Here is a 14,971-nt window from a genome sequence, read left to right on the forward strand (position 1 = left end):
ATAATCAACGCGATGAGACCAGATTATTGCTAGCGAAAAACGCATTAGCTGAACTTTCGCTTCGGGCCGAAGGTGATAGGCTGCTTCTCACATCGACAGGAGGGAAAATGGATCTGGTGAATGCCGTTTTACGTATTGCCCGCCCAACGGATAGGTTGCAGGAAATTGCGCAGATGTACTGCCGCGGGCTGGGTTTTGCGCGGTTGGGTGAGTTTGAGGATCATCAAGGATTTGATGGCATCATTCTTGGCCATCCGCAGCATGCCTATCATCTGGAATTTACCCATCATCGCGGGGTGCTGGTTGGGCAAGCCCCTACGCAAGACAACCTGCTGGTGTTCTATCTGCCTGATCTGGCGCAGTGGCAAGAGCGGTGTAAACAGATGTTGGCCGCAGGATTTCAGCGTGTTCCGGCTTATAACCCTTATTGGGACATCAATGGGCAAACTTTTGCGGACTTGGATGGTTATCGCGTAGTGCTACAGCAGCGGGCATGGCCGATATAAAAAAGCCAGCGATAGACGCTGGCTTGAAAGAGTCACTGAACGCGATTAAGCGCTTGCTTTACCCTGCGTATTCTCCAGCATGCGGCGAATCGGTACGATCAGCAGAATCAGTACAGCGGCGCAGATCACCAGCGCGATCGAGCAGCGGGCGAACAGAGTCGGCAGCAGTTCCAGCTTGTCTGCTTTTACATGACCACCGATCAGGCCAGCCGCCAGGTTGCCCAAGGCGCTAGCGCAGAACCACAAGCCCATCATTTGGCCGCGCATTCTGTCCGGTGCCAGCAGCGTCATGGTTGCCAGGCCAATCGGGCTCAGGCACAGTTCACCCAGCGTCAGCATCAGAATACTGCCGACCAGCCACAGTGGTGATACCCCCGCTCCGTTATTGCTCAACACTTGCTCAGATGCCAGCATCATTAAGCCAAAGCCTGCGGCGGCAAACAGAATGCCGATAACAAACTTGGAGATGCTGCTCAGGCGCACTTTATTGCGCACCAGAGCAGGCCACATCCAGCTAAAGATCGGCGCCAGCAGGATAATGAACAGGGCGTTGATCGATTGGAACCACACCGCCGGGATCTCGAAATCGCCCAACATACGGTTGGTGTAATCATTGGCAAACAGATTGAACGAGGTTGGTTTCTGCTCGAAGGCCGACCAGAAGAAGGCGGCAGATACCAGCAGGATAAAACACACCAGCAGGCGTGCGCGTTCTTTGCGGTTCAGGCCAGCAAAAAAGAACAGGTAGATAAAGTACAGCGTAACGGCAGCGGCGATCACATAAACCAGCATACTGGCTACGGCGACCGGGTTGATTTCGATGATGCCTTGAGAAATCAGCCCCACGATCGCTGCAACACCTACAGCCAGCGCCAGCAACCAGGCACCAACGCCATTTTTCTTGCTGATTGGGCTATTCCAGGTGGAGTCCAGGCCAACTTCGCTGTCATAGCGTTTCATTGATGGCACGGCAAAGATGCGGAAGATCAGCAGTGCTACCAACATCCCGATCCCACCAATACCAAAGCCCCAGTGCCAGCCGTGTGAGCGAACCAGCCAACCGGAAACCAACGGAGCGAGGAATGAGCCCATGTTGATGCCCATGTAGAACAATGAGAATCCGCCGTCACGGCGTGCATCGCCTTGCTTATACAGGGTACCGACCATCACCGAAATACAGGTTTTGAACAGGCCGGAACCGAGAACGATAAACATCAGGCCGATAAAGAACAGGTCGTTCCCCATGATCGCCGACAGGGCGATGGACAGGTGGCCGAGTGCGATCAGGATCGAACCATACCAAACCGCTTTTTGCTGCCCCAGCCAGTTATCGGCCAACCATCCCCCAGGCAGTGCGGCCAGATACATACTGCCTGCAAAGATACCCACGATCGCCGAAGCATTTTCGCGCGCTAACCCCATACCGCCATCGTAAACGGTAGCGGCCATAAACAGGATCAGTAACGGGCGGATGCCATAAAACGAGAAGCGTTCCCACATCTCGGTGAAAAACAGCGATCCGAGTGGATAAGGATGGCCGAAGAAGGTTCGGTTTTCTTTTGGTGTAACAGAGGATTGCATAAAATCTTCCCAATAAAATGTGCCACCATCAAGCGGCTGTACTGTGGTAGGTATGTGCGTTTAAAAAGGTAACCGCACTTTGTGCGAGCGACCTGACAAAACCTCAGCGTAACGAGAGACAACCGTGCTGGCCCTTTGCTTCACTTGACCAGAGTTTTAGCCTCGGCGTGATATTATTTAACCATCTGATTAATGGGCAATGATTTTGTCTGATATCTATATCCCATTTTTTAGACAAAAAGTCGACAAACATCTACTTTGTTGGTTTTTATTTTGTCTAAAAGTGAATTTTCAGCGATCGCTGGTTTATTGCTCTAATTTTTAAGTAATTTTTTTAGAAACAAGGGATTGATCGTCGCGTTATAGGAATTAACTTGTCTAATAACAGGCAGGTTCTAACAGAGAAAGTATGGGAAATAAGGCTTAACTAAGAAGGGGGGCGCAAGTGGGGAGAAATACGGTTATTGCTCTTCCTGTAACCGGTCTTTGCGGAACCTGGCCGGGCGCCGTTGCAGACACCACCAAGAGTAGAAAACGTTAAATAATACCACCAGAGCGGTGACGCAGAAGACGGCGCGGAATCCATAGCTTGCCGATACCGCCGCACCTAACAATGGGCCACTGACGTTACCGACATCGCGGAATGACTGGTTATAGCTGAATATTCGCCCGGCAACCTGATTAGTACAGTTATAAATCAGCAATGATTGTACCGCTGGCAGCAGTGCACCATCCGCAGCGCCAAGCAGGAAGCGCAGTACGCCAAGCTGCCAAGGCTCCTGAACAAAGGCCATCGGGATCAACAGCAGCACTGAAACGATCAGCATAACCACCAGAATGCGTTCAGGGCCGATTCTATCCCCCAGCTTGCCTAGTTTTGGCGCACTGATCAGCGCCGCAACGCCGGGCACCGAGGCGATTAGGCCACTGATAAACGCCAGGTTGTGAGTATCGCCAGCCAAATCACGCACGTACAGCGTCAAAATCGGGGCAATCGAACCGGTGGCAATCTGGATAATCATCGAAGTCACAAACAGGCTGAGGATCAGCTTAGGGCTTTTCAGTGCTGCAAATACCTGGCGCATGTGCAGCATGTCTTTTTTATTTACCGGCGTGAATTGCTCTTTCACACAGAATAACGTCAACAGAAAGCAGATAAACAGCACGGTTGCGGTGATGAAGAATACTGGGCGTAAGCCGTATTGATCGGCCAGCAAGCCGCCGATCAATGGGCCGATCAAGGCACCGCTGACGCCGCCGGTGGAGAGGGTACCCAAGGCCCAACCGCTACGGTTGCGCGGAACCTGAGTGGCAATCAAGGCGTTGGCATTGGGAATAAAGCCGCCCAATAATCCCAGCAGCGCACGCAGCAGCAGAAATTGCCAAATATTCTGCGCCATCCCCATCAGAACCATCACGATCGCCATACCCAAGGCCGAGCGCAGCAGCATCAATCTACGCCCGTGCCGATCGGCGAGGCCACCCCAGAAGGGGGACGCAACGGCCGAAAACAGGAAGGTGATGCTGAAAACCAGGCCGGACCACATATTCAGTTCTTGATGGCCGCTAACGCCAAGGGCTTCAACGTACAACGGCAGGAATGGCATGACCAGACTGAACGCGGAACCCGTCAAAAAGCACCCAATCCAGGTGATAAACAGGTTTCGTTGCCAGTTAACGGGGTCTGATGCCAAGGCCATAGGTTTCCGTGCAGAAAGTAAAAAGCTTTTGAATTACATAGAGTAATAGCGTAAAGCGGCAATAAATAGCCTGATAAGTATGCGCTTAATGGCAGGGGTTATCAATTAACCCGCGGGGTAATAATGCAAAAATGAAATAAAGTTTTAAAAAATAACGAAAGGAGAGCCCCGCATGCAGCGCCTGCGGGAATCTTAGGGCTTATATGCCAGCCAGTGCTTCAAATCCGGCAGAGGTCAGGGTGAGATCTACATCGATAACGTCATAATGGGCGATGGCGTTAAACGGGTCTTGCGCCAGGATGGCATCCAGGCGTGCCCGCTCGATCCCCTTCACCAGGATCACACCGCCGGTACGTGGGTTCTTACGGCCGGAAGCGATAAAGGTACCGTCCTGATAGTGCTGCTGTAACCAGGCGACGTGCCCTTCAAGGTGATTGTCGACTTCTTCGATGGGACGATGATAGGTTAGGCTGACGACGTACATAATGGCTCCCTTTGCCAATAATAAAATCCTAGCCTCACAGGGTTAGGTCGGTTGTTCAAGCTTATGCTCAATAAAGCGAAGCTTCACCCTCCGGGCGGGTTTTGAAGCGGCGATGCAGCCACATGTATTGATCCGGTGCCATCAGGATCTCCTTTTCTACCACTTTGTTCATAAACGCCGCGGCTTCCAGCTCGTTATCCAGTGGGAAGTTTTCTACTATCGGCTGTATGATCAATTCATATCCTTTACCTTGCGGCAGACGGCGTGGGGTGAAAGGAATAATGGCCGGTTTGCTCATCCGCACCAGCATGTAGCTGCCGGTGGTGGTCGCGGCTTTTTCGACCGCAAATAGCGGCACAAACACGCTGCTGCGCGGGCCGTAATCGTGATCCGGCGCGTACCAGATGATCTCACCCTGTTTCAGCGCGCGGATCATCCCTTTGACGTCTTTGCGATCCAGCATCGATTTGTTGGAACGCATACGGCCCCGGGTTTGCAGCCAATCCATCAGAGGGTTGTCGTGCGGGCGGTAAACCCCGATGCCCGGATTATGGATGCCAAAAATCCGTGCCCCCAGTTCCAGCGTCAGAAAATGCAGCCCGATCAGCAATACCCCTTGTTGGTTGCGGCGTGCCTGCTCAAGATGCTGCAAACCGCTGATCTTAAACCAGCGTTCAATGCGCCAGTCTGGCCAGAACCAGGCCATACCGGTTTCGAACAGCCCCATACCTACCGACTCAAAGTTCTTTACGATCAACGCATCACGTTCCGCCTTTGGCATCTCTGGAAAGCACAACTCAAGGTTACGCTGCGCAATCGCGACCCGGCGTTTCAGAAAACGCATGGAGAAGCGGCCCAGCCCGGTCCCGAGAGAGTAAATAACCGGGTAAGGGAGCAGAACCAGCAGATACAGTAAACCGATGCCGAACCAGGTGAGCCAGTAGCGGGGATGCAGTAAAGATCGATTAAAAGAAGGAACTTGAGTCATGTGTTCTCAGCTTAGAAGCAGTCATTTAACAGTAATAACAGAGAAATTATCGGGGCAGCGATCCGAAGATTTTGCCACATGTGATGATTTTCCTGCCGTTTATTACCCTCTATTGTGACATTTTTCTATTGCAACAGGAAAACCCACAGCATTAAAACATCATTTTTTGCCTTGAACCGGGTAAGAATGATGGTTTTTTTAGCAAAACCAGTACTAAAAGACGCCATGCGTCCTAAACGGCTTCCGGATAATAGTAGAAAAGGGCGGGCGCAATGGCCCGCTCCAGACAGCCTTTAATCATGCTTGAACAGGCCCTTTAGCCCGTGCGGTTCCGAACGCCAATATTGTGGTGGTGCCTGTACTTTAGCACCCAGCTTGGCCGCCGCATGCCATGGCCAGCGCGGGTTATAAAGAATACCGCGTGCCAAGGCCACCATGTCGGCCTGGCCGGTGGCGACGATCGCTTCTGCCTGTTCAGGTTCGGTAATCAGCCCCACGGCGATAGTCGGCATGCCCACTTTCTGTTTAATGGTTTCTGCAAAAGGCACCTGGTAATTCGGGCCCAGCGGGATCTGCTGTTGCGGTGATAAACCACCGCTGGAAATATGAATATAGTCGCAGCCCAAGGCTTTCAAGGCCGTTGCCAGTTCAACCGATTGTTGCTCATCCCAGCCACCGGCAACCCAGTCGCTGGCGGAAATTCGCACGCCTACCGCTTTTTGCACCGGAAAGGCAGCCCGTACGACGCTAAAAACTTCCAACAGAAGTCGCATGCGGTTGGGTAACGAACCGCCATAGTGGTCGTCGCGCTGATTGGAAAGCGGTGAGAGGAATTGATGCAGCAGATAACCATGTGCGCCGTGCAGTTCAATCAGCTCGAACCCGAGACGATCGGCACGCTGTGCGGCTGCAACAAACTGTGCTTTTAATTGCTCAATTTGCGCCAGGCTCATCGCCTGCGGAGCGTGATCGTGGGGGTTAAAAGGCAACCCTGAGGCCGAGAGGGTTTGCCAACTCCCTTCCTCGTAGGAAAGCTGGCCCCCGCCTTCCCAGGGAATGGCGCAAGAGGCCTTACGGCCCGCATGGCCCAACTGGATGCCGAGCGGCATGGTGGCGTATTTTTTAACGGCCTGCACCACCTCTGCCAGCGCCTGTTCTGTGGCATCATCCCATAGCCCTAAATCTCCCGGCGAAATACGGCCTTCGGGTGATACGGCGGTAGCTTCAACGATCAGCAAGCCCGCTCCTGATAGCGACAGGTGGCCAAGGTGCATGGTATGCCATGCGGTAGCTTTACCGTTATCGGCAGAATACTGGCACATGGGGGCGATAATGATGCGATTGGGTAACTGCAGTTGCCCTAGCATGATTGGCGTAAAAAGCTGGCTCATAAGGTCCTGTCCATCAAAAACAGAGAGTAAGGTAATGATTAGGCTTATCGGGATTGACGAGTAACGTCAAGTTTTGTGTGAGCAGCGTACCCTTCGGGTTATGCTGTGTTACTGCCTATTTTCGGGTATGATGTGCGCCGCGCGCGGGCCAGCGGCCTGAACGCACTCAATCAGTCACCTCCCGAAAGACAGGAAAGTACACCATGCCAGTGTTACATAACCGAATTTCTAATGAGGAACTGAAGGCGCGTATGCTGGCTGAAACCGAGCCACGCACCACAGTTTCTTTTTATAAATATTTTACTCTTGATGACCCCAAGGCGTTTCGCGACAGCCTGTATATTCAGTTCGATAAACTGAAGGTCTTTGGCCGTATTTACGTGGCTAAAGAGGGCATCAATGCGCAGATCAGCGTGCCACAGAGCCATTTTGACGCCTTCAAGGCCACCCTATTTGCATCCCATCCCGCGCTGGATCAGGTACGGCTTAATATTGCCTTGGAAGACGACGGCAAATCCTTCTGGGTGCTGCGTCTGAAAGTCCGTGAGCGCATTGTGGCTGACGGTATTGACGATGCCACCTTCGATCCTTCACAGGTGGGGGAATATTTGCAGGCCGAACGCGTCAACCAGATGATCGACGATCCGAATACCGTCTTTGTGGATATGCGTAACCACTATGAGTATGAGGTCGGGCATTTTGAGCGGGCGATCGAAGTGCCTTCTGATACTTTCCGTGAGCAGTTGCCGATGGCGGTAGCAATGTTGCAGGAGCAGAAAGACAAGAACATTGTCATGTACTGCACCGGCGGCATCCGCTGTGAAAAGGCCAGTGCTTACATGCTGCATAACGGTTTCAAAAACGTTTATCACGTGGAAGGCGGCATTATCGAGTATGCCCGTAAGGCAAAAGAGCAGGGTTTACCGCTGAAATTTATCGGCAAAAATTTTGTGTTTGATGAACGCATGGGGGAACGTATCTCTGCAGATGTGATAGCCCATTGCCACCAGTGTGGCGAACCCTGCGATACTCACACCAATTGCCTGAATGATGGTTGCCATCTGCTATTTATCCAGTGCCCGAACTGTGCGGCGAAGTTTGAAGGTTGCTGCAGCGAGAGTTGCCGCGAAGAGCTGAAGTTGCCGCGTGAAGAGCAACGTGCCCGCCGTGCCGGGCGTGAGAATGGTGTCAAAATCTTCAATAAATCCAAAGGATTGTTGCAGACTACGATGCATATTCCAGAGCCTAAGAAATAGGGCCCGGTAAACTGGGCCCCGCTCGTGGCAAGGGCGCGAACTCCGCGCCTTTGTCTCTTACTTCTCGCGCACACCTTCCACAGCGATAATCAGCTCAACCTCTTGCGAAGCCGGGCCGAGATCGGTCGTGATGCCAAAATCTTTCAGTTTGATTTTACCGTTGGCTTCGAAACCAGCACGGTAACCACCCCATGGATCGTTACCTTGGCCAGTCAGTTTGGCATCCAGAGTAACTGGCTTGGTGACACCGTTCAGGGTCAGGTTGCCGACGATGGCGTAACCTTCGCCATCTCTCTTCACTTCAGTGGATTCGAAGGTGGCCTGTTTGTGCTTCTCAACGTTCAGGAATTCAGCACCGCGCAGGTGTTTGTCACGTTCTGCATGGTTGGTGTCCACGCTGGCGGTGTTGATAGTGACGTTTACTTTATCTTTGGACGGATCTTTTTCGTCGAAGGTGAAAGCCCCATCAAAATCCTTAAAAGAACCATATAGCCAACTGTAACCCAAGTGCTGAATGCGGAATTCGATAAAGGCATGCTGCCCTTGTTTGTCGATCTTGAAGTTGGCGGCCAGCGCCGAGCCTGCACTCAACAGTAGGGCACCGGCAGTGAGGCCTAATACGGTCTTCTTCAACATAGCAATCTCCATAATTCCAAAAGGTTAATCGGCGCTGCGACCCAGCATCCGTTTCAAAGTAACATCACCATCAATAAAGTGATGTTTAAGCGCAGCCAGGGCGTGCAGTGCAGAAAGAACAACAACAACCCAGGCTAAGTAAAGGTGGATAGTTCCGGCGGTATCAGCCTGTTGGGGAAGACCAGTCAGGGTGGCTGGCACATCAAACCAGCCAAAAACGCTGATCGCCTGACCATCGGCGGTGGAAATCAGATAGCCACTGATCAGGATGGCAAACAGCACGGTATATAGCGCGATATGGGCAAGTACCGCGCTTATACGGGTGAAACGGCTATAGCTGGCCAGTGGCTTGGGCGGGGGAGAAACAAAGCGCCAGACAACCCGCACCAGCATGACGATAAACAGCAGAACACCGACGGCTTTGTGGATTTCAGGTGCCGGATGATACCAGGCATCGTAATAACCCAGCGTGACCATCCACAACCCGAGAGCAAACATCCCGTATACCGTCAGCGCAACCAGCCAGTGGATCAGAACAGAAACATGACCAAAGCGGTCCACAGTATTTTTCCAGAGCATTCGGTTTCCTTACATAACTCATTTTCTGGCAGCAATAATTAAACGTTAAAAAACATAAAATCAATAATAAATTTAACTATGTTACTTCTTTATAATATCAATCAGTGGATTTGTGTGACTTTGTGACAACTCAGTCAAATGAATCGTTGGAGTGAATATTTTTTTCGCAAAAAATGGAATTTGCCTTACTAATTGAATTTATTTGATTTTATTTATTATTGTCAGGTTTTGTCATGTTACGTAAATATCAACACATAGGCTGCTTATTAATACATAAACAGCGATAGTGATTATTTATTACACTAGGGGAAGTAGGTAATAATCTTATTTTTCTGCAGCTACGAATGATGATTTACCTGCGCCAGCATGAGAGAGTTTGCTAACATAGTAGTCATCAGTGGCTTGCGCAGCCTGTTTTACGTAAGGAAATCCGATGGGCAGTTTTGAATTTGATGATCGCAAGCTTCGCTTGCTCATGATGCTGGCGATGCTGGTGGTTATTCTGGCCGGAATCAAGGCTGCTTCAGAGATTGTGGTGCCTTTCCTGCTGGCAGTATTCCTCGCCATTGTGCTCAACCCGTTAGTGGTATTGCTGGAGCGTTGCCGAGTGCCCAGGGGCCTGAGTGTGATGTTGCTGATTATCACCGTTATTGTGCTGCTAATGATGTTCGTTGGTATGTTGGGCTCATCATTAAATGAGTTTGCCCGCAGTTTGCCACAGTACAGCGGTGTGATGCTGGAAAAATTACGCGAGCTGCAATACTACGCCGAGCGTTTCAATATCGATATTACGTTTTCTGCCGATGCGGTGGTCAAGTTTGTCGATCCGGGCGCCACGATGAATCTGGTTACTCGGTTGTTGAGCCATCTTTCCGGTGCAATGACCAGCATTTTTCTGTTGCTGATGACGGTGGTATTTATGCTGTTTGAAGTACAGATATTGCCTTACAAACTGCGGCAGGCGCTGGACAAGCCGAATGAAGGCATGGCCGCCATCCATCGTGCGCTAAAAGGCGTAACGCATTACCTGGTGATCAAAACGGTTATCAGCCTGGGGACTGGGTTGATTGTCTGGGGCTTCCTGACCTGGGTGGGCGTTCGTTTTGCCTTCATTTGGGGCATGATGGCGTTTTTGTTCAATTTCATCCCTAATATTGGTTCGGTTATCGCGGCGATCCCTCCGTTAATTCAGGCTTTGCTGTTCAACGGCTTTGGTGATGCGATGGTGGTGGCGAGTGGATATGTTCTGATTAACCTGGTGATCGGCAATATGCTGGAGCCGCGGATTATGGGGCGCGGGTTGGGTCTTTCTACGTTGGTCGTCTTCCTCTCTCTGATCTTCTGGGGATGGCTGATGGGGCCTGTGGGGATGCTGCTCTCGGTTCCCTTGACCATTATTGCCCGCATCACGCTGGAAACGATGGACGGTGGGTATAAATGGGCGGTGATCCTGGGGGACGGACGGCGCACCGAGGATGTCCCCCGAGAGTAGGCTCGCATTGCCCACACGGCCTGTTATATAGCCAGCAGATTACCGGTCGCCGGTGGATAAAAATAGCGCAACACGTTATACAACGAGTAAAACTCTAACCGGTTGCGGGTATGGGTTTTTTCGGTGATATGCCGCTTATGCACGTATACGGTGTGATCGCTGATTTGCAGCTTTTTGGCGATGCGGTAGTTTGGCATCTCCGACATCCAATATTTTATTACCGCCAGCTCCTGCGGACTAAAAAGTGAATATTCATGGCGATAGCCGAAAGGCGACACCGGCTTTTCACGCAGCGTGTGCAGCACGCTGGGCAAAATCGTTTTGCTGAACATCAAGGCATTGTCTGCGATGCGCATGGGTTTCTCACTGTATGGATACGGGGTCTCCAAGTAAATATGCAGCATTGAGCACCGAGTGGCGCCGATAAACGTCTCGAGCAAGGGGGCATTTTCAGCGTGGCGGCAGTAGCTCGTCAGATTAACCAGAATATGATTGGGTTTAAGGCTGGCCAAGAAAGGGAGCGTGGCATCAATGTTCTGGCTGCATGTCACTGAGGCAAAAACGCTGTCTGTAAAGTGACTAGTGATGCCTAAACGAGTGAAACAACATTCGTCCACAACGAGCAATCTCATGACGATGTCCTTGTTAACAGTGCGAAAAAACCGAATAATCACAATAAGTTAAAATAGGCTTTACACGATTGCGGGATCAATTCGGAAATCCAGATACTTTCGGTAGAAATAACCGTTCATATAAAATTATTTATATGCTTCGATTGACTTATAAGGTTGTATTGCTGGTTTTTTAACCTGCAGCCGACATAAATAGCAAGCTGCAGGAGGAGGGGATCAGAAGCGTTGCAGGCTGAAAGGGGTGATATCCCAGGGTATGGTTTTGCCCTCGGCGAACAGGGCGGCAATTTCACCTAAGACGCTGGCAAACTTAAAACCATGGCCGCTTAAACCGGTGATCACCATCAGGTGCTGGCAGCCAGGAAGAGTATCAATGATGAAGTCTTCATCCGGGCTCATGTCATAGCTGCAGGTTTCACCCTGTAAACAGACGCCGATCCCAGGCAGAAACTGGCGTAAAAAGCCGAACACTTCTGCGCCATCGCCAGCGTTGGTGCCAAAAGGCCTGCACTGTTCAGGGGTTTCAATCGGCTGACCACCATCGTGTTTACCCACTTTCAAGCCGTCTTTATCCGCTGGAAAACCGTAATAGCGGCCGCCATCCAAGGCTTCGACGGTAAAGGCGGGGAACTGATTATTTTCGCTGTAACGGCCATCGGCCTGATACCAGGAGAAAACTTTGCGTAGCGGGGTGAGTGGCAACTGAGGTAACAGGCTCTTCACCCAGGTGCCCACGGTGATAACGGCCTTACGCCCCTGAAAGCGTCCTTCAGCCGTGGTCACTTCTACGCCTCCTTCAATAGGTTCTACCGCGCTGACGTGACAGTTGAACAGTTGTGCGCAGCCCGCTTCTTTGGCCAATCTGATGTAGCTGGCGATAGCCAGTTCAGAAAGTAAAACCCCGGCATCTGGCTCGAATAGGCCGATATAACCCTCGGGAGCATTAAATTCGGGCCAACGCTGTTTTATTTGCTCTGCATTCAGTAATTGCGTATTGAGGTTGTGGCTTTTTGCGCTGTGTTGCGCAGTAGCGATAAATTCGCAGCCCGGTGGGCCCATATTGAGTACACCACAGGGGTGGAACAGCTTCTCACCGCTTTGCTGTTCCAGCCCGTTCCACAACGCTTGGGCGCGCAGGATAAGTGGCACGTATTGCTCACCTTCACCGTAAGCATGGCGGATGATGCGCGTAGTGCCATGATGACTGCCGTTGCGATGCGGCGGTATAGCCTGGTCAATCATGAGCACTTTCAACCCGTTGCTGGTGGCATAATAGCCTGCCGCCGCACCCACCGAACCGCTCCCCACGATGATTAAGTCATATTCCACGCGCCTTACCCTCACTGTTATGTGTCTTATGGCTTTATGATAAGAGTTTGCTGGCCGTAATGCACATGCTGCACGAAAGCGAGAACCAAAAGAAAAAGGCGCCAGAATATTGCTGGCGCCTTAGAGGGTGTTGATGCCTAAATCAGTGTTTTCTTCGGTCAAGATCGTGGTAGTCCGTTGATTCTATTTTTGCGATACCCGCCTCTAAGATATTGATCAATTGGCGGGCGACATCTGTGGTTAGCCAAAGCGTTCGATCGACTTGAGCTTCTTCGGCTGTTTGGTCTAGAGAAGACAGGTAATGAAGACGAATCATCATGGCATTATAAACATCGACGGTACTGATATCCCAGCCAACAAGCGGATGTGTCTGAATAACTTCATCATTTCTGTCCATAAAGACCCCTTATCAAGTAGTGACTGGCGTGAGTTACTAACGAGGATCAATGCGGCCCATTAATTATGAGGAGCTTTTACAGTATACGCATCCCAGCACCTCTGTGTGGGTTTTCCTACAAATTATAAAAAATAATTATTTGTTTGAACAATTATCAGGCAATAATGTAAATGAACGATAAAATATTCTGCGGTGATTTTTTAAAGTCGTGAGACGTTGCCTGATGAGGAGTATGGGTTCTACCGTTCAGTAGCCAGGTGAGCAAAGTATTTTTGCGTTTCAGCATCCCCGAGAGTACAACATGGCAGAAACAAAAAAGCCGGAGAGCGACCTCCGGCAACAACAGCATTACAATGTTATTCTGCACTGAACCAATCGTCGGCACTTTCCCAGGTTTCCTGGAGTATTTCCTCGATCAGATCTTTATCCGTTTTAGCACCACCCAATACCGACAGCCCATTGGCTCCGGCATAACGTACCTGCACGGTGGTATCTGGAAATTGGCGGTTTACCCGCTTGCTAAATTCGCCGGTCAGGGCTTCGATTGCCCCTGGTGGCAGTGGTTTGGTTTTATCGATAGTGACTTCAATACGCATAATTGCCCCCGAAGCTGTTTACTGTTTATTTATACAGTCAATCGCAGGCGGAGGCAAGTGCTGGCGTAAAAAAGATTAGCAGGCCGTTACAGACCAGTTAATGCTTTCACCGGCCAGGAACGGCACGAGTGACTCATTGCCCAGCGCGATCTCTTCCGGTTGCGTCACCGCGACACGCTGCAATTCGATAAAATCTTCGTTAACCGGTAAACCGTAGAATCGTGGGCCATTGAGTGAACAGAAGGCTTCGAGATGCTCCAGCGCCCCCAATTGCTCGAACACGGTAGCATAAGCGGGCATCGCGCTCGGTGCGTTGAATACCCCGGCACAACCGCAACTGGATTCTTTGCGATGCTTGGCATGAGGCGCTGAGTCAGTGCCCAGGAAGAAGCGTTCGGAACCGCTGGCCACCGCTTTGCGCAGAGCCTCTTGGTGTATGTTACGTTTCAGTATCGGCAAGCAGAACAGGTGCGGACGGATACCGCCAACCAGCATATGGTTGCGGTTGAACATCAGGTGCTGCGGAGTAATAGTTGCTCCCAAGAAATGGTTGCCTTCTTGCACATATTGGGCCGCTTCTTGAGTGGTGATATGTTCGAAAACAATTTTTAGCTCAGGGAAATGACGGCGGATAGGCTCCATGACCCGATCGATAAAACGCGCCTCACGGTCGAAAATATCAATAGCTGAATCCGTCACTTCGCCGTGGATCAACAGCGGCATGCCTATTTTTTGCATCTGCTCAAGCAACGGATAAATCCCTTTAATATCGCTGACGCCGTGGCTGGAGTTGGTCGTTGCATTGGCTGGATACAGTTTGGCGGCGGTAAATACCCCCTGTTCAAAGCCATTAACCAGCTCTGTGGCTGCCAGTGAGTCGGTCAAATAGCAGGTCATCAGTGGCGTAAATTTATGATCCGCAGGAATTGCCGCCAGAATACGCTCGCGATAATGGATAGCGGCGGCGATGGTGGTGATTGGCGGAGCCAGGTTTGGCATCACAATCGCCCGGCCAAATACCTGACTGGTATAAGGCAGAACCGTTTTCAGCATGTCATCGTCACGCAAATGGATGTGCCAATCGTCAGGGCGGCGGATTTTCAGGGCTTGAGGTTGTGCGGTCATGTTGCAAAGCTCCGGCGGTCAGAAAAATATCGTAATAAAAGCGAATAATTGAGGGTTATTCACGCCGGGGTGTAAGGATAAGCGGAAAGCGTTCTGGATGCATCTGTTTGTTAATGGTGAGTTGAAATCAGTTGTGAAGGCGCAATAAAAAACCCGCCAGAGGCGGGTTCAGACTGCTGACTAACCCCACTTTTTCAGGTGGGGTTCTTCTTTTCTAGCGACCGCAGGTCGCGATCGCGATATTTTTCCATAATACCGTCAGTTGAGCTTTCTGACCGC

15 protein-coding genes are annotated in these 14,971 nt (G+C 51.0%); 3 read left to right on the forward strand and 12 right to left on the reverse strand.

Annotation, left to right across the window (positions count from 1 at the left end; genetic code table 11):
- Window positions 1-107 precede the first annotated feature (107 nt).
- Complete coding sequence (locus WG891_RS23285; RefSeq protein WP_337264668.1) at window positions 108-506, forward strand: VOC family protein; 399 nt, start codon at window positions 108-110, stop codon at window positions 504-506.
- Between the two features lie 45 nt (window positions 507-551).
- Here the strand turns inward: WG891_RS23285 and WG891_RS23290 are convergent, their stop codons facing one another.
- The 5 genes from WG891_RS23290 to WG891_RS23310 all read right to left on the reverse strand — a co-directional run bounded on the left by WG891_RS23290 (window position 552) and on the right by WG891_RS23310 (window position 6,650).
- On the reverse strand, window positions 552-2,087 hold the full coding sequence (locus WG891_RS23290; protein ID WP_337264667.1) for a peptide MFS transporter: 1,536 nt from the start codon (window positions 2,085-2,087) through the stop codon (window positions 552-554).
- A 461-nt stretch (window positions 2,088-2,548) separates the two neighbouring features.
- On the reverse strand, window positions 2,549-3,787 hold the full coding sequence (mdtG, locus tag WG891_RS23295) for a multidrug efflux MFS transporter MdtG (protein ID WP_337264666.1): 1,239 nt from the start codon (window positions 3,785-3,787) through the stop codon (window positions 2,549-2,551).
- Between the two features lie 199 nt (window positions 3,788-3,986).
- Window positions 3,987-4,271: a YciI family protein gene (locus WG891_RS23300; RefSeq protein WP_337264665.1), complete on the reverse strand. Its 285-nt coding sequence runs from the start codon at window positions 4,269-4,271 to the stop codon at window positions 3,987-3,989.
- A 67-nt stretch (window positions 4,272-4,338) separates the two neighbouring features.
- Entirely contained in the window at window positions 4,339-5,259 is a 921-nt protein-coding gene (locus WG891_RS23305; RefSeq protein ID WP_337264664.1) for a Kdo(2)-lipid IV(A) acyltransferase, read from the reverse strand.
- A 293-nt stretch (window positions 5,260-5,552) separates the two neighbouring features.
- Window positions 5,553-6,650, reverse strand: a complete 1,098-nt coding sequence (locus WG891_RS23310) for an NADH:flavin oxidoreductase/NADH oxidase (protein WP_337264663.1) — start codon at window positions 6,648-6,650, stop codon at window positions 5,553-5,555.
- Between the two features lie 203 nt (window positions 6,651-6,853).
- Between WG891_RS23310 and trhO the strand changes: the two genes are divergently transcribed.
- The gene (trhO, locus tag WG891_RS23315; RefSeq protein WP_337264662.1) at window positions 6,854-7,906 is read left to right on the forward strand and encodes an oxygen-dependent tRNA uridine(34) hydroxylase TrhO; all 1,053 of its coding nucleotides are present in this window, start codon (window positions 6,854-6,856) and stop codon (window positions 7,904-7,906) included.
- A 57-nt stretch (window positions 7,907-7,963) separates the two neighbouring features.
- Here the strand turns inward: trhO and WG891_RS23320 are convergent, their stop codons facing one another.
- Together WG891_RS23320 and WG891_RS23325 are read right to left on the reverse strand one after the other, a co-directional pair.
- Window positions 7,964-8,542 (reverse strand): YceI family protein, encoded by a 579-nt coding sequence (locus WG891_RS23320; protein ID WP_337264661.1) that lies wholly within the window; start codon window positions 8,540-8,542, stop codon window positions 7,964-7,966.
- Window positions 8,543-8,566: 24 nt separating this feature from the next.
- The gene (locus WG891_RS23325) at window positions 8,567-9,121 is read right to left on the reverse strand and encodes a cytochrome b (protein ID WP_337264660.1); all 555 of its coding nucleotides are present in this window, start codon (window positions 9,119-9,121) and stop codon (window positions 8,567-8,569) included.
- Window positions 9,122-9,554: 433 nt separating this feature from the next.
- On the opposite strand from WG891_RS23325, the gene WG891_RS23330 reads away from it, so the two are divergent.
- Complete coding sequence (locus tag WG891_RS23330) at window positions 9,555-10,613, forward strand: AI-2E family transporter (RefSeq protein ID WP_337264659.1); 1,059 nt, start codon at window positions 9,555-9,557, stop codon at window positions 10,611-10,613.
- A 23-nt stretch (window positions 10,614-10,636) separates the two neighbouring features.
- Here the strand turns inward: WG891_RS23330 and WG891_RS23335 are convergent, their stop codons facing one another.
- The 5 genes from WG891_RS23335 to pyrC all read right to left on the reverse strand — a co-directional run bounded on the left by WG891_RS23335 (window position 10,637) and on the right by pyrC (window position 14,692).
- Complete coding sequence (locus tag WG891_RS23335; RefSeq protein WP_337264658.1) at window positions 10,637-11,245, reverse strand: LuxR C-terminal-related transcriptional regulator; 609 nt, start codon at window positions 11,243-11,245, stop codon at window positions 10,637-10,639.
- A 216-nt stretch (window positions 11,246-11,461) separates the two neighbouring features.
- On the reverse strand, window positions 11,462-12,574 hold the full coding sequence (gene solA, locus WG891_RS23340; protein WP_337264657.1) for an N-methyl-L-tryptophan oxidase: 1,113 nt from the start codon (window positions 12,572-12,574) through the stop codon (window positions 11,462-11,464).
- Window positions 12,575-12,716: 142 nt separating this feature from the next.
- Window positions 12,717-12,971 (reverse strand): biofilm formation regulator BssS, encoded by a 255-nt coding sequence (gene bssS, locus WG891_RS23345; protein WP_024913228.1) that lies wholly within the window; start codon window positions 12,969-12,971, stop codon window positions 12,717-12,719.
- 356 nt (window positions 12,972-13,327) lie between these two features.
- On the reverse strand, window positions 13,328-13,567 hold the full coding sequence (gene dinI / locus WG891_RS23350; protein ID WP_076939829.1) for a DNA damage-inducible protein I: 240 nt from the start codon (window positions 13,565-13,567) through the stop codon (window positions 13,328-13,330).
- Window positions 13,568-13,642: 75 nt separating this feature from the next.
- Window positions 13,643-14,692 carry a dihydroorotase gene (gene pyrC, locus WG891_RS23355; protein WP_337264656.1) on the reverse strand — a complete coding sequence of 350 codons (1,050 nt, stop codon included), beginning with the start codon at window positions 14,690-14,692 and terminating at the stop codon, window positions 13,643-13,645.
- Between the last annotated feature and the right edge of the window lie 279 nt (window positions 14,693-14,971).

The organism is Serratia sp. MMO-28 (assembly GCF_037199905.1).
Lineage (GTDB): Bacteria > Pseudomonadota > Gammaproteobacteria > Enterobacterales > Enterobacteriaceae > Chania > Chania oryzae.